General features: G+C 61.6%; 23 protein-coding genes. 15 read left to right on the forward strand and 8 right to left on the reverse strand.

The genetic code is table 11. The annotated features are described in order from the left end of the window. The first annotated feature begins 316 nt into the window (after positions 1 to 316). From FEV16_RS08515 to FEV16_RS08525, 3 genes are all read left to right on the forward strand, one after another. Positions 317 to 1,225 (forward strand): outer membrane beta-barrel protein, encoded by a 909-nt coding sequence (locus FEV16_RS08515; protein WP_138167190.1) that lies wholly within the window; start codon positions 317 to 319, stop codon positions 1,223 to 1,225. Positions 1,226 to 1,477: 252 nt separating this feature from the next. After that, positions 1,478 to 2,680 carry an ADP-forming succinate--CoA ligase subunit beta gene (sucC, locus tag FEV16_RS08520; protein ID WP_138167191.1) on the forward strand — a complete coding sequence of 401 codons (1,203 nt, stop codon included), beginning with the start codon at positions 1,478 to 1,480 and terminating at the stop codon, positions 2,678 to 2,680. A 257-nt stretch (positions 2,681 to 2,937) separates the two neighbouring features. After that, complete coding sequence (locus FEV16_RS08525) at positions 2,938 to 4,650, forward strand: tetratricopeptide repeat protein (protein WP_138167239.1); 1,713 nt, start codon at positions 2,938 to 2,940, stop codon at positions 4,648 to 4,650. Here FEV16_RS08525 and FEV16_RS08530 read toward each other — a convergent pair whose 3' ends face one another. The 3 genes from FEV16_RS08530 to FEV16_RS08540 all read right to left on the reverse strand — a co-directional run bounded on the left by FEV16_RS08530 (position 4,651) and on the right by FEV16_RS08540 (position 6,493). Beyond that, positions 4,651 to 5,070, reverse strand: coding sequence for an EVE domain-containing protein (locus FEV16_RS08530; protein WP_138167192.1), 420 nt, complete (start codon positions 5,068 to 5,070; stop codon positions 4,651 to 4,653). Beyond that, positions 5,070 to 5,351, reverse strand: coding sequence for a YciI family protein (locus FEV16_RS08535; protein ID WP_138167193.1), 282 nt, complete (start codon positions 5,349 to 5,351; stop codon positions 5,070 to 5,072). The genes FEV16_RS08530 and FEV16_RS08535 overlap by 1 nt, the downstream gene beginning before the upstream one ends. Positions 5,352 to 5,470: 119 nt before the next feature. Then, on the reverse strand, positions 5,471 to 6,493 hold the full coding sequence (locus tag FEV16_RS08540) for a hypothetical protein (RefSeq protein ID WP_246657233.1): 1,023 nt from the start codon (positions 6,491 to 6,493) through the stop codon (positions 5,471 to 5,473). Positions 6,494 to 6,770: 277 nt separating this feature from the next. Here FEV16_RS08540 and FEV16_RS08545 point away from each other — a divergent pair, with 277 nt between their 5' ends. Next, positions 6,771 to 7,196 (forward strand): hypothetical protein, encoded by a 426-nt coding sequence (locus tag FEV16_RS08545; protein WP_138167194.1) that lies wholly within the window; start codon positions 6,771 to 6,773, stop codon positions 7,194 to 7,196. On the opposite strand, the gene FEV16_RS08550 is transcribed toward FEV16_RS08545, so the two are convergent. Further along, positions 7,165 to 7,761, reverse strand: a complete 597-nt coding sequence (locus FEV16_RS08550; protein ID WP_138167195.1) for a DUF1134 domain-containing protein — start codon at positions 7,759 to 7,761, stop codon at positions 7,165 to 7,167. The genes FEV16_RS08545 and FEV16_RS08550 overlap by 32 nt on opposite strands. A 126-nt stretch (positions 7,762 to 7,887) precedes the next feature. Next, complete coding sequence (gene cysQ / locus FEV16_RS08555) at positions 7,888 to 8,745, reverse strand: 3'(2'),5'-bisphosphate nucleotidase CysQ (RefSeq protein WP_138167196.1); 858 nt, start codon at positions 8,743 to 8,745, stop codon at positions 7,888 to 7,890. A 187-nt stretch (positions 8,746 to 8,932) separates the two neighbouring features. Here cysQ and FEV16_RS08560 point away from each other — a divergent pair, with 187 nt between their 5' ends. Beyond that, a complete protein-coding gene (locus tag FEV16_RS08560; protein WP_138167197.1) occupies positions 8,933 to 9,610 on the forward strand; it encodes a histidine phosphotransferase family protein in 678 nt (225 codons plus the stop codon). A gap of 69 nt (positions 9,611 to 9,679) precedes the next feature. On the opposite strand, the gene FEV16_RS08565 is transcribed toward FEV16_RS08560, so the two are convergent. Together FEV16_RS08565 and FEV16_RS08570 are read right to left on the reverse strand one after the other, a co-directional pair. Further along, entirely contained in the window at positions 9,680 to 10,243 is a 564-nt protein-coding gene (locus FEV16_RS08565; protein ID WP_138167198.1) for a DUF4142 domain-containing protein, read from the reverse strand. Between the two features lie 159 nt (positions 10,244 to 10,402). Next, complete coding sequence (locus tag FEV16_RS08570) at positions 10,403 to 11,104, reverse strand: response regulator transcription factor CtrA (protein ID WP_138167199.1); 702 nt, start codon at positions 11,102 to 11,104, stop codon at positions 10,403 to 10,405. A 675-nt stretch (positions 11,105 to 11,779) separates the two neighbouring features. Between FEV16_RS08570 and rpmH the strand changes: the two genes are divergently transcribed. From rpmH to FEV16_RS08605, 7 genes are all read left to right on the forward strand, one after another. After that, positions 11,780 to 11,914, forward strand: coding sequence for a 50S ribosomal protein L34 (rpmH, locus tag FEV16_RS08575; RefSeq protein ID WP_083858773.1), 135 nt, complete (start codon positions 11,780 to 11,782; stop codon positions 11,912 to 11,914). Positions 11,915 to 11,948: 34 nt separating this feature from the next. Next, complete coding sequence (gene rnpA, locus FEV16_RS08580) at positions 11,949 to 12,374, forward strand: ribonuclease P protein component (protein WP_138167200.1); 426 nt, start codon at positions 11,949 to 11,951, stop codon at positions 12,372 to 12,374. After that, the gene (yidC, locus tag FEV16_RS08585; protein ID WP_138167201.1) at positions 12,371 to 14,152 is read left to right on the forward strand and encodes a membrane protein insertase YidC; all 1,782 of its coding nucleotides are present in this window, start codon (positions 12,371 to 12,373) and stop codon (positions 14,150 to 14,152) included. The genes rnpA and yidC overlap by 4 nt, the downstream gene beginning before the upstream one ends. A gap of 75 nt (positions 14,153 to 14,227) precedes the next feature. Beyond that, the gene (gene yihA / locus FEV16_RS08590) at positions 14,228 to 14,890 is read left to right on the forward strand and encodes a ribosome biogenesis GTP-binding protein YihA/YsxC (RefSeq protein ID WP_138167202.1); all 663 of its coding nucleotides are present in this window, start codon (positions 14,228 to 14,230) and stop codon (positions 14,888 to 14,890) included. 81 nt (positions 14,891 to 14,971) lie between these two features. Further along, positions 14,972 to 15,838 carry an acetylglutamate kinase gene (gene argB / locus FEV16_RS08595; RefSeq protein WP_138167203.1) on the forward strand — a complete coding sequence of 289 codons (867 nt, stop codon included), beginning with the start codon at positions 14,972 to 14,974 and terminating at the stop codon, positions 15,836 to 15,838. 178 nt (positions 15,839 to 16,016) lie between these two features. Beyond that, positions 16,017 to 16,712 (forward strand): NAD-dependent deacylase, encoded by a 696-nt coding sequence (locus FEV16_RS08600; RefSeq protein WP_138167204.1) that lies wholly within the window; start codon positions 16,017 to 16,019, stop codon positions 16,710 to 16,712. Positions 16,713 to 16,832: 120 nt separating this feature from the next. Beyond that, the gene (locus FEV16_RS08605; RefSeq protein WP_138167205.1) at positions 16,833 to 17,546 is read left to right on the forward strand and encodes a pyrimidine 5'-nucleotidase; all 714 of its coding nucleotides are present in this window, start codon (positions 16,833 to 16,835) and stop codon (positions 17,544 to 17,546) included. A gap of 38 nt (positions 17,547 to 17,584) precedes the next feature. On the opposite strand, the gene FEV16_RS08610 is transcribed toward FEV16_RS08605, so the two are convergent. Then, complete coding sequence (locus tag FEV16_RS08610; RefSeq protein WP_138167206.1) at positions 17,585 to 18,163, reverse strand: TetR/AcrR family transcriptional regulator; 579 nt, start codon at positions 18,161 to 18,163, stop codon at positions 17,585 to 17,587. A 93-nt stretch (positions 18,164 to 18,256) separates the two neighbouring features. On the opposite strand from FEV16_RS08610, the gene FEV16_RS08615 reads away from it, so the two are divergent. From FEV16_RS08615 to FEV16_RS08625, 3 genes are all read left to right on the forward strand, one after another. After that, positions 18,257 to 19,570 (forward strand): SCP2 sterol-binding domain-containing protein, encoded by a 1,314-nt coding sequence (locus FEV16_RS08615; protein ID WP_138167207.1) that lies wholly within the window; start codon positions 18,257 to 18,259, stop codon positions 19,568 to 19,570. Between the two features lie 133 nt (positions 19,571 to 19,703). Next, positions 19,704 to 20,561 (forward strand): 2,3,4,5-tetrahydropyridine-2,6-dicarboxylate N-succinyltransferase, encoded by an 858-nt coding sequence (dapD, locus tag FEV16_RS08620; RefSeq protein WP_138167208.1) that lies wholly within the window; start codon positions 19,704 to 19,706, stop codon positions 20,559 to 20,561. Then, a complete protein-coding gene (locus tag FEV16_RS08625; protein ID WP_138167209.1) occupies positions 20,561 to 21,040 on the forward strand; it encodes a hypothetical protein in 480 nt (159 codons plus the stop codon). Before dapD ends, FEV16_RS08625 begins: the two co-directional genes overlap by 1 nt. Positions 21,041 to 21,053 lie beyond the last annotated feature (13 nt).

The following is a 21,053-nucleotide window of genomic DNA, read 5'->3' on the forward strand; positions in this document are numbered from 1 at the left end:
AGAACATGCACGCGCGCTTCTTTGCGCACTCATTTCGGCGATGGCGGGGATTCGAGCGGGCCGAGATAGACCGTAATCTATTCATGAGTTGAAGCGGGCGCGCATCACCGCCCTGCCGAATGTTCGGTTCAGTGAGCGCTGCTCGCCACGCCAAATTGGCGACAGCAGGTCACCGCAAAGAATCGCTGTTGCAGATTTGGCACATTCATCACGAAACGACGTAAAAGAGCGTTCGAAGAAGAACACTTGATTGCGAAAAGCCGCCGACCTTGCTCAGTTGCCATCCGAATTCGTTTGCAACGGCGAGGACCAGTTAATGGCCAATAGATTTTTCACGGGCGCGATAATGTCGCTGGCGCTGGCGACGGGATCGGCCCTCGCCGCAGATCTGCCTTCCCTCAAGGCGCCGCCGGCCTACATGCCGCCGCCGCCAATGTGGACCGGTTTCCATGTGGGTTTGAATGCGGGCGGCGCATGGGGCGCGAGCACGGCGACCAACTTCGCCTCGGCGCCTTTTCTAATCAATGGCGCCGATAACGTTCCGTGGGCGGCGGCTATGGCGATCGCAGGCACGGGCAGCCTCTCGACGAATAACGCCGGTTTCATCGGCGGCGGACAGCTCGGTTATGATCTGCAGGTTAGCGATCGCCTTCTTGCGGGAATTGAGACTGACGTTCAAGGACTCGCCGGCGCCGCCAACAACAACGCCGCCGCAGTGACGCTTTCGCCCACGCCATTGTCGTCGGCAGGGCTTAACCTCCTGACCAGCGTGGCGAGCGGCAAGTCGCTCGATTTTCTCGGCACGGTGCGTGGGCGGCTCGGCTATCTCATTACGCCGACATTGCTCGCCTATGCGACCGGCGGACTTGCTTACGGCCATGCGACGTCCACGACGAGTTTCTTCCAACACGTGCCCAATGATACGCCGGGCTTTTTGCTGATCGGCGCCAGCCAGGGACGATTTTCGGACATGCGGCTCGGTTGGACGGCCGGCGGCGGATTGGAATGGATGTTCTGGCCGCAGTGGAGCGCCAAGATCGAATATCTCTTTTACGATCTTGGCGTGGCCGCTTATCCAGTCGCGGTGACCACGGATTGGCATCTTACAAATCTCCAGGTCGCCAGCGCCACTCAAGCGCGCGTGCGCTTTGATGGTCATGTCGTTCGAGCGGGCGTGAACTATCACTTCAACTGGGGCGCCGCGCCGGTCGTTGCGAAATACTGAAGCTGGGCCAAAAAAAGCGCTCGGCCAGGTTGACCGAGCGCCAGTCCAAGGGGGAGAGGGAGCTCCTTACGGGTGAAAAACCCGGCGGGCTGGGGATTGTTCCAAAACGCGCAACATTCGCGTGTAAACGCCGCGACTCAGGTCGATTGCCTTTCCCGCGACTCCCCGTCTTCTTGACGAGACGGCTCCCTCTATGCCTTTTGGCCGCGATTAAGCCCGCGCCGGCGCACTGCGCCAGGGAGACATAAGCCCATGAATATCCATGAATATCAGGCCAAGGCCGTTCTGCGCGAATTCGGCGCGCCTGTCGCCGACGGCGTCGCCGTGCTGCGCGCCGAAGACGCGCGCACCGCCGCTGAAAAGCTCCCCGGCCCGGTCTATGTGGTGAAGGCGCAGATCCACGCTGGCGGGCGCGGCAAGGGCAAGTTCAAGGAAGCGAGCGCTGGCGAGAAGGGCGGCGTGCGCATCGCCAAATCCATCGACGAGGCCGAAGCTTTCGCCAAACAGATGCTCGGCGCGACGCTTGTCACGCTGCAGACCGGCGACGCCGGCAAGCAGGTCAATCGTCTCTACGTCGAAGACGGCGCCGACATCGACAAGGAATTCTATCTCTCGATGCTGATCGACCGCTCGACGTCGCGCATCGCCTATGTGGTTTCGACCGAAGGCGGCATGGACATTGAGAAAGTGGCACATGACACGCCTGAGAAGATCGTGACCTTCTCGGTCGATCCCGCGACGGGACTGATGCCGCATCACGGCCGCCGCGTCGCCGACGCCTTGGGCCTTAAGGGCGATCTCGCCAAACAGGCCGGGGAACTCACCGAAAAACTCTACGCAGCCTTCGTCGCCAAGGACATGGAGCTTCTCGAAATCAATCCGCTGATCGTCACCAAGGACGGCAAGCTGCGCTGCCTTGACGCCAAGGTGAGCTTCGAGAACAACGCGCTCTATCGCCATCCCGACATGGTCGAGCTGCGCGACAAGAGCGAGGAGGATGAAAAGGAGATCGAGGCGTCGAAATACGACCTCGCCTACATCTCGCTCCCCGGCAATATCGGCTGCATGGTCAATGGCGCCGGCCTCGCCATGGCCACGATGGACATCATCAAGCTCTATGGCGAGTTTCCGGCGAACTTCCTCGACGTCGGCGGCGGCGCCACGACCGAGAAGGTGACCGCCGCGTTCAAGATCATTACCGCCGATCCGAACGTGAGGGGCATTCTCGTCAACATCTTCGGCGGCATCATGCGTTGCGACACCATCGCTGAAGGCGTGATCGCAGCGGTGAAGGAAGTTGGCCTTAAGGTGCCGCTCGTGGTGCGGCTTGAGGGCACCAATGTCGATCTCGGCAAGAAGATCATCAATGAGTCGGGCTTGAACGTCATTCCCGCCGATGATCTCGATGACGCTGCGCAGAAGATCGTAGGCGCGATCCGGGCTGTGGCGCCGTAATTTAAGGAGCGACCTGCCGTCGCGGCAGGTAGTATAGATACCCGCAATAAATCGCGAAGCTCTCTCCGCCTTGCTTCGGGGGCTCAAAAGAGCCATGTTTGGGCGCGACCTTGGTTTTTCGGCCGCTTTCCCTTTCGGGAGGCGGCCTGTTCGCGCGATCGTCGCCTTTTAGGGAAGCGCCAGTGCCCAATTTAGCTATTTTGCCTGCGTCCTCGGCTAGCCGCGCGAGGCGTGTTCTGGCGCGTTTGTCATGCGCTCTGCTTGCCGGAACGGGCGCCTTCGCGCTCTCCTGCGACAGCAGCCTCGCGGCGCGGGAAAATATTGTCGTCGCCAGACCGTTTGAAGTCGGCTCTAGCCTTTCAGGCAATTATCTCGCCGCGATCGTCGCCGGCGCGCAGCGCGACACATTCGCCGCCTCGACGTTCTTCCGCGAGGCCTTGCGCGACGATCCAAAGAACACCGATCTCGCCGACCGCGCCTTCGTCGCCGCGCTCGCCAATGGCAATATGCCGGAGGCAATGGCGCTCACCGGCCGCGTGATCGCGCATGACCGCACGAATGGCCTCGCGCATCTGGCGCGCGGCGTCGACCAGATCAAGCAACGCAAATATGCCGCGGCGCGCGCCGAACTCACGAAGGGCGGCGGCGACCGCCGTCGTGACATCACTTCGACCCTGCTTACCGCTTGGAGCTACGCAGGCGCCAAGGATACGCGCAAGGCGCTCGCGACGCTTGATACGCTTACTGACGACGCGTTTCTGGTCTTCCGCGACTATCACGCGGCGCTCATCGCCGAGCTCGGCGGCGACAAGGCCGAGGCCGAAAAGCGCTTCAAGTCAGCCTATAGCGCAGAGAGAAACACGCTTCGACTTGTCGACGCCTATGCGCGTTTCCTCGCGACGCACGGACAGCGCGAGGAGGCGAAAAAACTCTACCTCGCCTTCGACGAAGTCGCGCCAAACCATCCGATCGTCCTCGCCGGCCTGGCCGCGCTCGACGAGGGCAAGCCGCTGCCGCCCTTCGTGCGTAGCGCCGAGGAGGGCGCTGGCGAAGTGCTTTACGGGCTGGGCGCCGTCGGCGGCCGCCAGGGCGACGAGCTCGCCTCGCTCATCTATCTGCGCCTCTCGCTTTTCCTTGCGCCGGAGAATGCGCTCGCGATCGTCACGCTCGGCGACGTCTATGAGCGCATGAAGCAAGAAGAGGCGGCGATCGATCTTTATCAAAGCGTGCCGAAAGACAGTCCGCTGCGCGTCAACGCCGACGTTCAGGCGGCGCTTCTTCTCGAGAGTCTCGGCAAATCGAAAGAGGCGAGCGAAAGCCTCGCGGCCATCGTCGCCGCCAATCCGAAAAATCAGGAAGCATTGACCGCGCTCGGCAATCTGCAGCGCTCGCGCAAGTCTTTCGCAGACGCCGCCGCGACCTATACGCGCGTGCTCGATCTGCACCCCAAGGCCGACAAGAGCCTGTGGCTGCTTTATTACTATCGCGGCATCGCCAATGAGCGGCGCAAGGACTGGCCGGCGGCCGAAGCCGATCTCAAGAAGGCCTTGGAGCTCAATCCCGACCAGCCGCTGGTGTTGAACTATCTCGGCTATTCATGGGTCGACAAAGGCTCGAACCTCGACGAAGCCTTCAAGATGCTGCGCCGCGCCGTCGATCTGCGCCAGCGCGACGGCTATGTCGTCGACAGTCTGGGCTGGGCCTATTACCGGCTCGGTCGCTATGACGACGCCGTGCGCGAATTGGAGAAGGCGATCGACCTGAAGCCGTCCGACCCGGTGATCAACGATCATCTTGGCGACGCCTATTGGCGCGTCGGCCGCAAGCTCGAAGCGCATTTCCAGTGGAACCATGCGCGCGATCTCAATCCTGACCCCGACGACCTGCCGAAGATCCTCGATAAGATCAAGAACGGCATGTCGGACGCGCCGACGGTCGTGAGCGACAAGGCGGCGCGAAACGGCGGCTGATCAAGCTTTCTCGCCCGCCATCTCTAAAACGACGCGCCACTCTTCGTCGCTCACCGGCTGCACGGACAAGCGCGAGTTGTTGACCAGCACCATGTCCTTAAGGCGCGGCTCGGCTTTGATCTGCGCAAGCGTCACCGGCTTTTTCAAAGCCTTCACCGCCTTCAAATCGACCATGCCGAATTTGCCGCTCTCGTCGGTGTGATCGGGATAATAGGTCTTGATGATCTCGACGATTCCGACGATCGCCTTGTCCTCGTTCGAATGATAGAAGAACCCTTTCTCGCCCTTCTTCATCGCCATCAGATTGAGTTTGGCCGAGTGGTTGCGCACGCCGTTCCAGAAGGTGCCCTTCTCGCCGGCCTTGACCTGCTGATCCCAGGACCAACTCGACGGCTCGCTTTTTAGTAGCCAGTGCGCCATCAGAGCTGCGCTCCCACCACGCGTTTCCAGGGTTTCAATTCCACCGAGCCGAAGAGACCGGCGACGGCGTAGGGGTCTTCACTGAGGAGCGCGCGCGCCGCCGCTTCGTTCTCGCAGTCGAGAATGAGCATCGAGCCGACGGGCGTTTCACCTTGGAGAAAAGGGCCGCCGAGTTTCACGCGCGAAGCATGTTTTTCGAGAAAGGCGAGATGCGCGGCGCGGGTCGACATGCGCAACTCGACGTGGTCGGGCTTGTCCAGGCAAAGGGCGACGAAGAGCACAAGCGGCCTCGGGTCAACAAAGTGAAGATGGAAGTTCTTCCAAAGCGCGCGCCGCTGGTCAACCGACCCGCCACGATATTCGCAGTCTGTCGGAGCCCCTAAAGAAAACGGCGCTTATTTCAGGCGCGTTTTGCCGGCGCTTCAAATTCCTGCGCGACTACACGGTCGCCGAATTCGATAATCGCTTCACGAAGCGAGGCGATTTCGGCGTCGCTCGCCGCGACCGGAACGACCGACAGCCCGCTGCCGCCGCGACGCAGATTGGCGCACTCCGCCCGCAGGGCCTCTACTGCGCCTTGCAGCATGGCGTTATCCGCGCGCGCCGATTCGAGCTTATTGGCGCTGTCGCTTACGGCGCGCAACGCGTCTTCCAATTGATCGGCGTCGCTCACTTCGCGTTCTTGTACGGCCTGGAGCTGCGCCCGCGCCTGGTTGAGCTCGACGGACAGCGTCTCGTCCAGCGCTCGTGTCGCGGCGAGTTCGCCTGAAACGTGAGCCAACTGATGTTCAAGCTCCGCCGCTCGCGCGCCCGATTGTTCGGCGCGCGCATAATCTTCGCGCAAAGCCTCCAGCGCGCGGTGCATATCGGCGTTATGCTTGTGCAATGCCGAGACGCGCGACTCATAGGCGGCGACGAGCCCGTCCAGCTGCGCCCGCGCCTTCTCGTCGAGCTGCGCCGTCTCCGATTGAATGAGGCGCAGCTGCGAGATGCGGCTTTCGGCGCGATCGGTCATTTCCTGAAGCGCCGCTTCAGTCGAGCGAAGAAGCTCGGTGCGTTCGCTGAAAGCCTTTTCCGCTTCCCGGACACGCATATTCATATCGCGGTTTTCGGCTTCTGCGTTCATGAGCTGCGTTTCGAGATCCACGATGCGCCCGACATGGCGGCCGATGGTCGCAAGGTCATTGGCGCGCACGCCCTGCGTTTCCTCCATCGCTTGTTCCAAGCGGCGCTCGCGGACGGCGAATTCAGCGCGCAGCAGATCACGCTCGGCGAAGACCTCCTCCATCGACATGGGCGCAAGCAATTGCAGCCGCCGCATCGAGAGCCGAAGCGCGCGCCGCCAGAAAGCGGGGAGGAACATCAAGGCGAAAAGCCCGGCGACGAGAAAGCCGAGCGCGAAATACATCGCTTGTTCGATCAAGACGCAGCAATCCTCGATTCGTCTCGGGGCGGACGGCGTGGCGGATTTTGCCACGTAAGCACGCGGAAGGCAAAGCGCGCCCTGGGCGAGGCCGACTCGTCCATTTGGATGACGACTTTGCCGCCGCCGCGTCGCAGAACACTGTTAATAACCCATTAAATCCCGTTGCGCGTGAAGCTCGCGGACCCGCTGGAGAGAGGCATATGGTTTTATTCGTTGGCGTTTCTTGCGACGGCGGCCGCTTGCGCGGCGCGCGGCGATTCGCGGAGCTCAGCCAATGAGCGCCATGCGCTGCCCCGGCGTTCCGGCGCTTATTATCGGCGATGCGCGTAGGAGCAGGGCGCGAGACGCCAATGCGAGAGCCTTCGCCACCACGCTGGCGGTCGACGAAGGCTTTCTCGCCGGGCGCCCGCAGGGCGCGCCGACCGCTCGCGCGCGATTCGCGCCAGCCTGCGTCGAAAATGACTGCGCGCATTGGGGCGATGGCGGATGCGAGCTGCTGGGCCGCATCGCGCAGCTCCTCGCTGAGGCGAGCGCGCCGGTGAGATCAACCCCTGCATATGACTGCAGCATCCGGCAGGATTGCCGCTGGCGCCGGCAGCGCGGCGATGACGCCTGCGGCATTTGCGGTTTCGTCGCGAGAGAGCCGCTCGAACCTTCTTCTGATCGGATCAGAACGGGTTCCAGGTCGATTCAGGCGTGAATTTCAGATAGCCGAGATTGAGACCGAGCCGCGCGCCAAGGCCGGAACGCACCGGCATGACGACGACCTCATCATTGTTGAGGGCGGTGAAGCCGAATCCGCCGACGAGATAGGCCGAGCCGTTGGCGCCTGAGAACCGCCGGTAGATGGCGTCCACCGCCGGCAGATTATAGACGAGCATCATCGTCCGATCGCCGTCGGCGCCGGCGTCGATGCCGATCGACGGTCCCTGCCAAAAGACGCGCTGCTGGCCGGCGTTGCGCGTATACATTGTCCCCTGGCCGTAGCGGAGCCCGCCGACAAAAGCGCCGCTCGCCTCCTCGCCGAGAATGTATGCGTTCGGACTGCCCCACTGGCGTGAAGCGCGTTCGACGCCTTCGGCAAGGCCACGGGAGATCGAGCCGAAAAAGCGGTGGCCGTTTTCGACGATTTCGCCGCTCGAATAAGTATCAGGCCGCTGAGCCGCGCGGGCGAAGGATTGAGGAGCCGCCCACGCGCAGGCCGAAGCGGCGGCGAGGCGAAACAGGTCGCGGCGCGAGGCGGCGTTGAAAGAAGGTTTGCTCATGGCGACGAAACTCCGGAACCGACGTGTTGGACGCAATGCGTCGGCGTCATCGATGGCCGACGCGCGGCGCAGTTGCGTCGCAAAGACGACGCGCAGCGTTGCTCACGCTAAAATCGCGCGCCGCAGTTAAGGAAGCGTTGCGTTTCCGTCGCGCCTGGATGCGTCCGCCCATGCGACGAACGGACCGTTGCGGTAGTCGACGTCTTTCTTGCCATAACGCAGCGGCGCGCCATGCGGATCGAGCGTCGCGCCGCCGGCCGCGCGCAGCACGGCGTCGCCCGCCGCCGTGTCCCATTCCATGGTGGGCCCGAAACGCGGATAGACGTCCGCCTCTCCCCGGGCCAGCAAACAGAATTTGACCGAGGAGCCGATCGGCGCGCTGCGCATAATCTGATGGCTGGAAAGGAACGACTTCGTCTCAGCGTCGAGGTGCGATTTCGAAATCAGCGCGACCAGTCCATCCGCAGGACGGGGCCGCACGCGCAGCGGACGCCAGTCCTGCGCGGGCGGCAGCGATCCGCCCGGGCCCGCCTCCGCCTCATAGCCCAGAGCGCCGGCAAACCAGACGCGCCCCTGCGCCGGCGCGTAAACGGCGCCCGCTCTTGGCGCGCCTTTCTCGGCGAGGGCCACATTGATGGTGAAATCAGAGCTGCGGGCGAGAAATTCGCGCGTGCCGTCAATCGGATCGATCAACAAGAAGACGTCGTTGACGTCGAGCGTTTTGCCGCGGGCGACGCTTTCCTCAGCCAAAAATGGCACGCCGGGCAGAGCGACTTCCAATTCGCGGAGCAAATAGGCCTCGACGCGTTCGTCCGCTTCCGTCACCGGCGACTTATCGCCCTTGAGCCGTGCTTCGATGTCTGGCTTGGCGAAGGTCTCCATAGCAAGCGCGCCCGCCGCAACGGCGATCGTCGCGAACAGCCGGGCGAGGTCTTCGCTTTCGGCGGACACGCCCTTCGATCGAAAACCCTTCTCCGCCGTCATTGCTCGATTTTCCTCAGTCTTTGTTTGCGTTTTAAGCTGCGCGTCATTTGCAATCCGTGCGGCGCCGGCTAGTTTCGTTTAGTCTGCGTGCAGTGATTCGCGCCGAGTCATTCCGCCGCATTCTACAGGAAGACTGAACCGAACTTCCCGTGAGAACATCTCCGCCTTGCCCGCTTTGGATGGCGTCATGACCAAATTTTCGCTCGATCCGCTCGACCTTGCCGCGCTCCTCTCGTCGCGGGTCTGCCACGACGTCATCTCGCCCGTGGGCGCGATCGTAAACGGCCTCGAGGTCCTCGAAGAGGAGAATGACGCCGAGATGCGCGGCCATGCGCTGGCGCTGATCAAATCGAGCGCCAACGAAGCCTCGGCGCGACTGCAGTTTTGCCGGCTCGCTTTCGGCGCGGCCGGATCGAAGGGCGCTTCGATCGACACGGGCGACGCTGAACTGGTGACGCGGCAGCTTATCGCCGACGAGCGCACTCAGCTCCATTGGAGCGTCCCGCGCGTTCTGATGTCCAAGAACAAAGTGAAGTTGCTGCTGAACCTGTGCCTTCTCGCCGACGCGGCCATTCCGCGGGGCGGCGTAATTTCGGTCAGCTCGACGGGCGAGGAAGATACGGTGGCTTTTCGGATCGAGGCAAAAGGCGTCAATGCGCGCGTCGCGTCGAACGTTCCTTGTCTTCTCGAAGGCGAAACGGAAGAGGGCGCAATCGACGCCCGCGCCATCCAGGCCTATTACGCGGGCCTCGTCGCCCAGTCTTGCGGCATGCGGGTCGTCGTTACGAGCGAGACCGAACTCGTGACGATCGACGCGGTTCCAATGCAAGCAGAGGCGGCCGCCGCAGTGAGCGCCGTCGCCTGAAACAAAGGACCCGCGCCAAACTTGGACGCGGGTCCCTCGATAAGCCAACCCTATATCGGCAAGCGCAAACTACTGCGCGGCGCGGGTGCTTCTTTCAACGCCGCGCGGAAGAGCCCTAGCGTCACGCAGGTGCTTCTCCAATGACGGAATGGCGTTCTGCGCCCATCGCTTCAGCTCTGCATTCTGTCCGTTTTTCGCGTAGCTCTCAAAAAGCTTCACCGCTTTTTCATGTCCGTCGATCTGCTGCGTGCGAAAGCGTTCCTCAAAGCGTGCGCCTGTCGTCGAAGACAATTGCTGCAGAAGGTTTTGGTGTTCCTGGTCGAGCGCGTTCGGCGCGTTGAGACCGTCCTTCTGCAGAATTGGTCCGAGGCTGTTGTCGAGGTTGGCGTGATCCCGCACGATCATGCGGGCATAGCTGATAAAATCTTGCGCGCTAGCCTTGTTCTGAGCCTCTCGACCGGCCTGGATCTCGAAGTTGTTGATGTTCCAGGCTTTGTTCACGAAGTTCTGGGTCTTCGCGTCGGGCTGAGTCGACTGCATGGCCGCGCCGGCCCTAGTCGAAGTCTTTGCGAGCAAGCAGTTGGGGGCTAGAAGCGCGAGCGCGATAGCGCCGGCCAGCAGGGGTTTCCTCATCTTCGTTTCCTTAGACGTTGCGCCCCCACTCTAAACCGATCGCGCGCATGGCTGTTCCGCGAGAAGGTTTGATTCACGAAAAGAAAAACGCCGCATCCTGAGACGCGGCGTTTTTTCTTAAGGCGCTGCGCTTGGGCTTTGGCGCCAGAATGCGCGAACTCAGGCGGTGATGCGCTCGTCGGCTTCGCTTGGCTCGCGCAGCACATAACCGCGGCCCCAGACGGTCTCGATATAATTTCTGCCTTCGCTCGCGTTCGCGAGCTTCTTGCGCAGCTTGCAGATGAACACGTCGATGATCTTCAGCTCCGGCTCGTCCATGCCGCCATAGAGATGATTGAGGAACATCTCCTTCGTCAGGGTCGTGCCCTTGCGCAGCGAGAGCAGTTCAAGCATCTGATATTCTTTGCCGGTCAGATGCACGCGGGCGCCGCCGACTTCCACCGTCTTCTGGTCGAGATTGACGGTGAGGTCGCCGGTGATGATGACGGATTGGGCGTGGCCCTTCGAGCGGCGAACGATAGCGTGAATGCGCGCGACGAGTTCGTCTTTGTGGAAGGGCTTGGTGAGATAGTCGTCGGCGCCGAAGCCCAGCCCCTTCACCTTGTCTTCGATGCCGGCGAGTCCGGAAAGAATGAGGATCGGCGTCTTCACCTTTGCGACGCGCAGTGTGCGCAGCACCTCATAGCCGGACATGTCGGGCAGATTGAGGTCGAGGAGAATGATGTCGTAGTCGTAGAGCTTGCCGAGATCGATGCCTTCTTCGCCGAGATCCGTCGTATAGACGTTGAAGTTCTCGGATTTGAGCATGAGCTCGATGCTTTGAGCCGTCGCGCTGTCGTCTTCGATCAATAAAACGCGCATGTTGGTTCCCCACCGAGCTCCATCGTCCGCGACCGGCCCGCGCGAAGGACGCGCGCCGACAGGCCGGCGAGTCCTCGCCCCAGCGACCTGACCGACCTTCCAGGGAAGGTAAGCGGGATTGGTTAATAAACCTTCACTTACGCCTCAAACGCGGCCCAAAGTCTTAATCCTGGGCGCCAAAGCAAGGCGGACGCATTACGCAACGTCTGGAAGGATACGGACGGCGACGCGAATCACGTCGTCGCCAATCTATACGCCGTCGAGAGTCCAGTGGGCAAAGATAAAATTGGCCGCGAAAAGAAATGGCTGCGCGCGCCTCTCAGTCGCAATCCTCGCCCAATGTGCGTCGTGATCTCGCCCAATGCGCGGCGCGAATGAGGCGTCGTTATCGGCACCCGTCCGATATGCGCTTGAAAGGGAAAGGGACCGCTCAACGCCGCGCCCGACTACGGCGGCCCAATACGGCCGGCGGCAACATTGACTTGAACGCGCCCTTTCTCCTATATGCCTGCGATCGGCGCCGCTCCAAAAGGGGCGGCGAATGTTTTGGGACGACTCCGCGTCGTCGCTGGCGCCGAACCATTTTGAGCCGTCTGCGGCGAGGCCGTCTGCGGCGACAGGCAAGACGAGAGCGGAAGCGGGCCAAGAAGTCCCTTTCGCCAGCGGAGAAGAACGGTGAAACGGACATTTCAGCCCAGCAAGATTGTGCGCAAGCGGCGTCACGGCTTTCGCGCCCGCATGGCCACGGTCGGCGGCCGCAACGTTATCGCCGCGCGGCGCGCACGCGGACGCAAGCGTCTCTCGGCCTAATCCGGCTTCTTAAGCGGACGAGGCGGATGGCTGCATGAAGGCGCAAGTCCCCGCCGAAGATGAGAATTCCCAGCGCCCGGAGATCCTCCGCCGTCGTGGAGATTTCGTGCGGGCGTCGCGCGGCGCGCGCGTCGCCCTCCCGGCATTTACAGTGCAGATGGCGCTGCGGGAGCAAACGGATTCCCACGCGCGGGCCCGTTTCGGCCTGACCGTCACGCGGAAGGTCGCAGGGGCGGTGGAGCGCAACCGCATTCGCCGCAGGCTGCGCGAGGCCCTTCGGCTCGGCGGCGCCCTTGGCGCGAAGCCCGGTCGCGACTACGTCTTCGTCGCGCGGCGCGCGGCCCTTTCTGCGCCATTTCCCGAACTGCTCGCGCAGATGACCGAAGGACTCGCCCGATTGAACGATCGGGGCGCGGCAAGTTCAAGACGCAAACAGGAAGACGGGCTCACGCGGCCATGAACGAGAACACCAAAAATATGATCCTCGCCGCCGCGGTGTCGCTGATCTTCATCGGCCTGTGGGATTATTTCTACGCCTTTCCTGAGATGGACAAGCAGCGCCGGGCGCAATCGGAGCAGGCGCGTCTCGCCAAGGTTCCGAAACTCGGCGCGCCCGAACAGAGGGCAGCGGCTGCGCCTCCCGCCAAGGTCGCGCCGAAGACCCGCGCCGAGGCGCTGGCGCTCAGCCCCCGGCTCGCCATCGACACAAGGTCAATCTTCGGCTCGATCGCATTGAAAGGCGCGCGGATCGACGACGTCTCGTTGAAAAACTATCACGAGACGGTCGACCCTTCGAGCCCGATCATCACGCTGCTCTCGCCCGAGGACGGGCCCAGCCCCTATTACGCCGAGCTCGGCTATCTGACCGGCGAGACAGAGAACGCGCCCCCTCTGCCGACAACCGAGACATTGTGGACGGCAGATTCCGATAAGCTCACGACGACGACTCCGGTGACGCTCACCTGGGACAACGGCCAGGGCCTCGTCTTCAAACGCGTCATCGCCGTCGACGACGAATATCTCTTCACCGTCAAGGACAGCGTCGAAAACAAAGCGGGCAAGCCGGTTACGCTTTACAACTACGCGCGCGTGAGCCGCGTCGGCCATCCGCCGTCCGCGGGCTACGCCGCGCTGCATGAGGGCTTTGTCGGCGTCGTCGGCGACGCCGGGCAGGAAGTCACCTACGACAAGATCGAGAAGGAACCCAATGCCGTCAAAACCTTCAAGGGCGTCGGCGGCTGGGTTGGGCTGACCGACAAATACTGGGGCGCTGTCGTCGCCCCCGATCAGAATGCGCCGATGGAGGCGCGCTACGCCTCGATGGGCGGCGCGCTGAAAACCTATCAGGCGGATACGGTCAGCGACCCCAAGACAATCGCGCCTGAGGCATCGTCGGAGGCGACGACCTATGTCTTCGCCGGCGCCAAGGTCGTCGACGTGCTCGACGCCTATAAGGCCAATCCGGGCCTCAAACGCTTCGATCTGCTGATCGACTGGGGCTGGTTCTACTTCATCACCCGCCCGATGTTCCGGCTGATCGACTTCCTTTACAAGCTCCTTGGCAATTTCGGCCTCGCCATTCTGGCGGTGACCGTGATCGTCAAGCTCGCCTTCCTGCCGCTCGCCAATAAAAGCTACCAGTCGATCGCCAAAATGAAGGCGATCCAGCCGAAGATCAAAGAGCTGAAAGAGAAATACGGCGACGACAAGCACAAGTTCAACATGGAGCAGATGGAGCTCTTCAAGCGGGAGAAGGTCAACCCCGCGAGCGGCTGTCTGCCGGTGATCGTGCAGATTCCGGTGTTCTTCTCGCTCTATAAGGTGTTGGTGGTGACGATCGAAATGCGTCACGCGCCTTTCTTCGGTTGGATCAGGGATCTGTCTGCGCCTGATCCGACCAATGTGTTCAATCTGTTCGGCCTGCTGCCCTTCGATCCCACCCATATCGCATTGTTTGGCCCTTACCTCGCGCTCGGCCTCTGGCCGCTGCTCATGGGCGTCTCGATGTGGCTGCAGATGAAGATGAATCCGGAGCCCGCCGACGAGATTCAGAAGACGATGTTCGCCTGGATGCCGGTGATCTTCACATTCACCATGGGCGGCTTCGCCTCCGGCCTGTTGATCTACTGGACATGGAACAATCTCCTGTCCATCGTTCAGCAGGGCGTGATCATGAAGCGCGCCGGCGTGAAGTTCGAATTCTGGGACAATCTGCGCAAGACGTTTCAGAGAGCATAGAGGCGGCAGTCGGGCTTAGGCAGTCGGCAGCAGATAGGCCGATTGCCGACTGCCGATCTGCCGACTGCCGATCTCATGCAAGACACAACAGAGACGGATTTTTCCGAGCAGGGCCGCCTTCTTTTCGCAGGCCCCTGCGACTTCATTTTTGCGAGCGCCAAGGCGAGCGATCTGCCGCCGCTCGGCCCGGCCGAGATCGCCTTCGCCGGGCGCTCTAACGTCGGCAAATCTTCGCTCCTCAACGCCTTGACGAACCGCAAGACGCTTGCGCGCGTCTCGAACACGCCGGGGCGGACGCAGCAGCTCAATTTCTTCGCGCTTGGCGGCGCGCCAGGCGCTGAGCGCCTGCGCCTCGTCGACATGCCCGGCTATGGCTATGCGGCCGTCGGCAAGGAAAAGGTCGCGAGCTGGTCGCAGTTGATGCGCGACTATCTGAAGGGCAGAGCGAGCCTCGCTCGCGTCTTCGTGCTCGTCGATGGACGCCGCGGCGTGAAGTCCCTGGACGAAGAGATGTTTGATCTCCTCGATCAGTCGGCCGTCTCCTATCAGGTCATTTTGACCAAGCATGACGAGTTGAAGGCGGCGGAGCGCAACGAGGTCCTTGCCCAGATAACGAAGGCGCTTGAGAAGCGGCCTGCGGCGTTTCCGGAGATTATTTTCACCTCGGCGCACAGCGGCGAGGGAATTACTGAACTGCGCGGATCGATCGCAAAGCTGATCGCTGAACGAAACGCTTGAAAGCGACGGCCGCAGCGGGCTAGTTGGGTCTCATATAACCTTCTCCCTTTGGGAGAGGATAGCGCCTCGCGAGGCTCCACAATGACCGATGCCGTCGACACTGCGCTCCAGCAAGCCCGCATTCTTATGCAGGCGCTGCCGCATATGCTGCGCTACGACGACGCCATCGTCGTGGTGAAATATGGCGGCCACGCCATGGGCGATGATCAAGTCGCGCGTGATTTTTCGCGCGACATGGTGCTGCTCGAACAATCCGGCGTTAATCCCGTCGTCGTGCATGGCGGCGGACCGCAGATCGGCGCGATGCTGAAGCGGCTTGGCGTCGAGTCGCGCTTCGCGGACGGCCTGCGCATCACCGACGATGAGACGATGGACGTCGTCGAAATGGTGCTGGCGGGCTCCATCAACAAGCAGATCGTCGGCTACATCAATTCGGAGGGCGGCCGCGCCATCGGCCTGACCGGCAAGGACGGTCGCATGGTCACCGCCAAAAAGCTCGAGCGCCCCGATGGCGTCGATCTCGGTTTCGTCGGCGAGCCCGACAAGGTCGACACCACCGTGCTCGATCAGGTGCTGGGCCGTGAGCTCATTCCAGTGCTCGCGCCCGTGGCGCAGGGGCCAGACGGCGCAAGCTACAACGTCAACGCCGACACATTCGCGGGCGCCATCGCCGGCGCGCTTCACGCCAAGCGCCTTATCTTCCTCACCGACGTGCCCGGCGTGCTCGACAAGGATAAGAACATCATCGAGGAGCTAAAGGTCGGCGACATTCCCGGCCTTATCGCCGAGGGCGTGATCACCGGCGGCATGATCCCTAAGGTCGAGACCTGCATGTACGCGATCGAGCGCGGCGTCGAAGGCGTCGTGATCCTCGATGGGAAATTGCCGCATGCAGTGTTGATCGAATTGCTCACCGACCACGGCGCGGGAACGCTGATCACGCGGTGAGCGAACGTTGTTTCCCGCGTTATGGCCGGCCTTGTGCCGGCCATCCACGCCGAGAAGCAGCGACGCAGTCACGGCGAATATGCTGTACGATCCCGTTTGACGCTCCGGACGCCTGCAATGTCCTGGCGTGGCCGCCCGCGTCAAGCGCGGGCATGACGGGAGAAGAACAGACGCTCCGATGAACATCTTCATCCTCACCGGCGCTGGCGTTTCGGCCGAAAGCGGCCTCGGCGTCTTTCGCGGGGAGGGTGCGGCCTTGTGGAAGCGCTACGATCCGATGCAGCTGGCGACGCCCGAGGCCTTTGCGCGCGATCCGGCGCTCGTGCACGACTTCTACAATGCGCGGCGGAACAATCTCATCGCCGCTTCGCCAAACGCCGCCCATTTCGCGCTCGCGCGGCTTGACGCCGGACTCGCACAGCGCGGCGGCGCGTTGACTCTCGTGACGCAGAATATCGATGATCTGCATGAGCGCGCCGGCTCAACAAACGTCATTCACATGCATGGTGAATTGTTGAAAGCCCGTTGCGCCTCATGCGGCGCCGTGTGCGACTGCAGGGAGGACCTTTCAACGGGCGCTCGGTGTGACTGCGGCGGCGCGCTACGGCCGCATGTGGTATGGTTTGGCGAAACCCCGCTTTTTATGGAAGACATTTTTGCGGCGCTTGATGCGGCCGATCTCTTCGTCGCGATCGGCACGTCAGGCGCCGTCTATCCGGCGGCGGGCTTCGTGCGTGAGGCGCGGGCCAGGGGGCTGCGCTGCAGCGAACTCAATCTCGAGCCGTCGGAGAACGCTGCGGAATTCGACGACAGACGCTATGGCCCCGCGAGCGAGATCGTGCCGTCATGGGTGGAGGAGATGTTGGGCTCGTGAATCGCCCCAAGCATCATTCCCGACGCGCGAAGCGCGATCGGGAATCCAGAGCGGCCACGACGATCGCTGGCGCCGCTCTGGGTTCCCGGTTCGCGGGAATGACATGAAACTGGCCGCGCCATGACCAAACTATCGCCCGATAAATCGCGCTTTGCCGAGATCGACACCTGGGTGTTCGATCTCGACAATACGCTCTATCCGCAAACAGCGGATCTCTGGCCAAAGATCGACGCGCGCATCACGCTGTTCATGATGCGGCTCTTCGGGCTCGACGCCATTTCGCTGCGCGCGCTGCAGAAACATTATTATCGTCAATATGGCACGACACTGCGCGGGCTGATGACTGAGCACGGGATCGATGCGGAGGCCTATCTTGCCTATGTGCATGACATCGACCGCTCGTCGCTTGCGCATAATCATTCGCTCGCGGAAGCAATCGCCGCGCTGCCGGGCAGGAAGCTCATCCTCACCAACGGTTCGCGCCATCATGCGATCGAAACGGCGAAGCAGCTCGGCATCGATCATGTCTTTGAAGATATTTTCGACATCATCGCGGCGGATTTCATCGCCAAGCCGGATGAGGGCGCCTATGCGCGCTTCTTCGAAAGGCTGAAGATCGAGCCGAAACGCGCGGCGATTTTCGAAGACATCGATCGCAATCTCATCGTGCCGCATGCCCGCGGCATGACGACGGTGCTGGTGCTGCCGCCCCACGACGAAGGTCCAGAGCGGGAGACATGGGAAATCGCCACCGGCGACGAGCCGCATGTGGATTTCGTGACGGACGATCTCGTGGGGTTTTTGGAGGGGTTGGCGGCGACGCCAAGTTCATGAGCCCCAAAGATTGATGCAGGTCAGGATCATGGTGCAATTCAGACTGAGACCAAATTGCCGGCGCTTCGCCGACCTTGCGCTAGAATCTTTTTGGATAGCGCCTGATCTCCCGACGCTCTGGCGGTGACAACCGCGCCGACCATCAGAGAGAGCAACTCGATCGCCTTGGCCGTCCGCTCCGCCTCGGCGCAGCGAAGACCTGCGGCTATCCATGCGAGAAGGCGATCGACGCCAGCTTCGAATTCAGCGCGGATCGACGCGCTCTCGCGCCCTGCGTCGGCGCCGAAAGCCGGAATAGGACAACCACGCGAAGGCTGATCGACATGCCGTTGTGAGAGATAGCCCGAAATATAATCTTCAAGCGCAGCCGTGGCGCCTTTGCGGGCCGCCGCCTTCTCGAGCCCGTCCAGTATCTCCGCGAATGCGGCGCTTGTCGCTTCGGCTATGAGAGCCTCCTTAGAAGCGAAATGCCGATAAAACCCCCCATGCGTCAGGCCCGCCGCCTGCATCACGTCAGCGACGCCGACTCCCAAAACTCCTCGTTCGCGGAGCATCGTGGAAGCGATCGCGATGATCTCTTTGTGATGGCGCTCCATCGTTTGTTTTGAGACGCGCATGCGGTTCCTGCCGGAACGGGCTTGACAGATAAGATGATATATATAATCTTTATTTTTAGATGGCAAACATCATCTATAAATCGGGAGGTTCTGATGAGGATCGCAAATGAAGCGACTCAACTCGTCGCCGCGTCAGATCCAAAGCCTCTTGATCGGGATTGGCTGCGTGCGATTGCGCTGGAGGCGGGCGCCGATGATGTCGGCTTCGTGTCAGTGGATCGGGACGAGATCGCGACAGAACGCGAACATATCTTCAAAGCGTTTCCGGAAGCGCGCACGCTGATAAGCATTGTAACTCGTCTGAACGTCGACAGTTTGCGCAGCCCCCAGCGTTCGATCGGCAATCTAGAATTTCATCGCAATTACCATCACGTCAATGAAGTCGCCGCCGCCATCGTATGCAAATTGGCGCGACACAAAATTCGCGCGCTCAATCCTTCGGCCGCCTTTCCGATGGAGATGGATAATTATCCAGGACGCATATGGGTAATCGCCCACAAGCCAGTCGCCATCGCGGCTGGACTCGGCCAGATGGGGATTCATCGCAACGTCATTCATCCTCAGTTCGGCAGTTTCATAAATATTTCCACCGTGCTTGTCGCCGCCGAAATCGGCTTGGAGAGCCAACCGATTGAGTTCAACCCGTGTTTTCAATGCAAGCTATGCATCGCCGCCTGCCCGGTCGGCGCGATCGCGCCTGACGGCTATTTCAATTTTTCGGCCTGCTTCACTCACAATTATCGGGAGTTCATGGGCGGGTTTACCGACTGGGTCGAAACGATCGCCGATAGTGGCGGCGCCAGGGCGTTGCGCCGAAAAGTGACTGACGCAGAGCAATCTTCGATGTGGCAGAGTCTTTCATTCGGCGCCAACTACAAGGCCGCTTATTGTCTGGCTGTCTGTCCCGCAGGGACAGATCTGATCTCGACCTACACTGCCGACAAAAGCGCATATGTGAAAAATGTCGTAGAGCCGCTCAGCGGCAAGGAAGAACCGGTCTATGTGGTGTCAGGCTCCGATGCGGAGGATTACGCGCAAAGGCGTTTTCCGCATAAGCAGCTTCGGCGCGTCGGCGGCGGCTTGCGACCCCGTACCATCAAAGGCCTGCTGGAGGGAATGCCCCTGGTGTTTCAGCGCGGAAAGGCGAAAGCTCTCAATGCGAGCTTTCACTTTACGTTTACTGGACGTGAAGCGCGGAAAGCAACGATTTCCATTCGCGACCGCAAACTCACCATCATCGACGGTCATGTCGGGAAGGCCGAAATGTCGGTCACAACGGACGCGACCGCGTGGCTAGAATTTCTTTACAAGGAGCGAAGTCTGCCGCGAATGCTGCTAACGAGAAAACTTCGCATCAAAGGCCGCCCGACTCTGCTCCTCGCCTTCGGGAAATGCTTCGCGGTATGAACGCCATAGCGCGCTGCGACGCTTGGGCGCATTTTTCAAAGTAAAATCATAGGCCAGGGGCTTGGGTAAGTCAGCATTTGACTTAGCCCTCGCCATGTCTACAAACCCTCCCGTCACCGGGAGTTCCATCTTCATGTCGCATACCGGACTTGAGACGCTCATCACCGCCGCTTTCGAGGATCGCGCCAATATCACCGCGGAGACGCAGGGCGACATTCGCCGCGCCGTCGACGGCGCGTTGCGTCTGCTCGACGCCGGCAAGCTGCGCGTCGCCGAAAAGATCGAAGGCAAGGAAGGCCCCGACAGCTGGAAGGTCAATCAGTGGCTGAAGAAGGCCGTGCTGTTGTCCTTCCGCCTGAACGACATGGCGGTGGTTGCGGGCGGGCCGGGCGGCGCAACCTGGTGGGACAAGGTCCCCTCCAAATTCGTCGGATGGGGCGCGGGCGAGCACACGGCTGCGGGCTTTCGGTCGGTACCGGGCGCGATCGTGCGCCACTCGGCCTATGTGGCGCCGGGCGCGATATTGATGCCCTCCTTCGTCAATCTCGGCGCCTATGTCGATAGCGGCACGATGGTCGACACATGGGTCACCGTCGGCTCCTGCGCGCAGATCGGCAAGAATGTGCATCTTTCCGGCGGCGTCGGCATCGGCGGCGTGCTGGAGCCTCTGCAGGCCAATCCCACCATCATCGAGGACGACTGTTTCATCGGCGCGCGTTCTGAGGTCGTCGAAGGCGTCGTCGTTGGAAAGGGCTCGGTGCTGTCGATGGGCGTCTTCATCGGCGCCTCGACCAAGATCGTCGATCGCCAGACAGGCAAAATCCACGTCGGCTATGTGCCGCCCTATTCGGTGGTCGTTTCGGGGAGCCTGCCTGGCAAGCCGCTACCTGGCGAGAACTGGGGCCCCTCGCTCTATTGCGCGGTGATCGTCAAGACTGTCGACGCACAGACGCGCAGCAAGACGGGCATCAACGAGCTTCTGAGGGATTGATGGACGCCGCGCGCCTGCGCTTTCTCTATCAGACCGATCAAGGCCGCATCGATCGTGCGACGTGGCGGCGCGGCGCGGGCGCGCTTCTCGCGACTCTTCTGCCGTTGACGCTGATCTGGTTCGCGCTTCAGCCTTACTCGATCCATGATCTCGCGACGACGCCCTTCTTCGCGCCGATGACGATCCTCGCCTACGCCTATGTCATCTTTTATGCCTTCGTCGTCATGCTCATTGTCGTGAGCTTCATCAATCTTTCGGCCAAGCGCTTTCGCGACCGCGGCCTCGCGCCGCCGCTCGGCCTCGCGAGCCTTGCGCCGCTCCTGGCGCTGCTCGCCGGCGCCGCTCATTTTCTGCAGCCTTACGTCGCCGAGATCATGTCGCGCTGGTATGTCTTTGGCGTCGACGCGCTCTTCGTCGCCGCCGCTTTGTGGACCATCTATGAATTGGGCTGGCGGGAGGAGACGCCCCGCTCGAACTGAACGAAGCGAATTT

The organism is Methylocystis sp. B8, from assembly GCF_005771425.1.
Taxonomy (GTDB): Bacteria; Pseudomonadota; Alphaproteobacteria; order Rhizobiales; family Beijerinckiaceae; genus Methylocystis.

What these genes read in the sequence shown, in the direction of transcription:
- sucC (WP_138167191.1), top strand. Translation starts at nt 1,478, where the DNA reads ATGAATATCCATGAATATCAGGCCAAGGCCGTTCTGCGCGAATTCGGC.
- FEV16_RS08570 (WP_138167199.1), bottom strand. Translation starts at nt 11,104, where the DNA reads ATGCGCGTTTTATTGATCGAAGACGACAGCGCGACGGCTCAAAGCATC.
- FEV16_RS08550 (WP_138167195.1), bottom strand. Translation starts at nt 7,761, where the DNA reads ATGAGCAAACCTTCTTTCAACGCCGCCTCGCGCCGCGACCTGTTTCGC.
- yihA (WP_138167202.1), top strand. Translation starts at nt 14,228, where the DNA reads ATGCAAGACACAACAGAGACGGATTTTTCCGAGCAGGGCCGCCTTCTT.
- FEV16_RS08605 (WP_138167205.1), top strand. Translation starts at nt 16,833, where the DNA reads ATGACCAAACTATCGCCCGATAAATCGCGCTTTGCCGAGATCGACACC.
- FEV16_RS08530 (WP_138167192.1), bottom strand. Translation starts at nt 5,070, where the DNA reads ATGGCGCACTGGCTACTAAAAAGCGAGCCGTCGAGTTGGTCCTGGGAT.
- FEV16_RS08600 (WP_138167204.1), top strand. Translation starts at nt 16,017, where the DNA reads ATGAACATCTTCATCCTCACCGGCGCTGGCGTTTCGGCCGAAAGCGGC.
- yidC (WP_138167201.1), top strand. Translation starts at nt 12,371, where the DNA reads ATGAACGAGAACACCAAAAATATGATCCTCGCCGCCGCGGTGTCGCTG.
- FEV16_RS08515 (WP_138167190.1), top strand. Translation starts at nt 317, where the DNA reads ATGGCCAATAGATTTTTCACGGGCGCGATAATGTCGCTGGCGCTGGCG.
- rnpA (WP_138167200.1), top strand. Translation starts at nt 11,949, where the DNA reads ATGAAGGCGCAAGTCCCCGCCGAAGATGAGAATTCCCAGCGCCCGGAG.
- dapD (WP_138167208.1), top strand. Translation starts at nt 19,704, where the DNA reads ATGTCGCATACCGGACTTGAGACGCTCATCACCGCCGCTTTCGAGGAT.
- FEV16_RS08545 (WP_138167194.1), top strand. Translation starts at nt 6,771, where the DNA reads ATGAGCGCCATGCGCTGCCCCGGCGTTCCGGCGCTTATTATCGGCGAT.
- FEV16_RS08610 (WP_138167206.1), bottom strand. Translation starts at nt 18,163, where the DNA reads ATGCGCGTCTCAAAACAAACGATGGAGCGCCATCACAAAGAGATCATC.
- FEV16_RS08560 (WP_138167197.1), top strand. Translation starts at nt 8,933, where the DNA reads ATGACCAAATTTTCGCTCGATCCGCTCGACCTTGCCGCGCTCCTCTCG.
- FEV16_RS08625 (WP_138167209.1), top strand. Translation starts at nt 20,561, where the DNA reads ATGGACGCCGCGCGCCTGCGCTTTCTCTATCAGACCGATCAAGGCCGC.
- FEV16_RS08565 (WP_138167198.1), bottom strand. Translation starts at nt 10,243, where the DNA reads ATGAGGAAACCCCTGCTGGCCGGCGCTATCGCGCTCGCGCTTCTAGCC.
- FEV16_RS08615 (WP_138167207.1), top strand. Translation starts at nt 18,257, where the DNA reads ATGAGGATCGCAAATGAAGCGACTCAACTCGTCGCCGCGTCAGATCCA.
- cysQ (WP_138167196.1), bottom strand. Translation starts at nt 8,745, where the DNA reads ATGACGGCGGAGAAGGGTTTTCGATCGAAGGGCGTGTCCGCCGAAAGC.
- argB (WP_138167203.1), top strand. Translation starts at nt 14,972, where the DNA reads ATGACCGATGCCGTCGACACTGCGCTCCAGCAAGCCCGCATTCTTATG.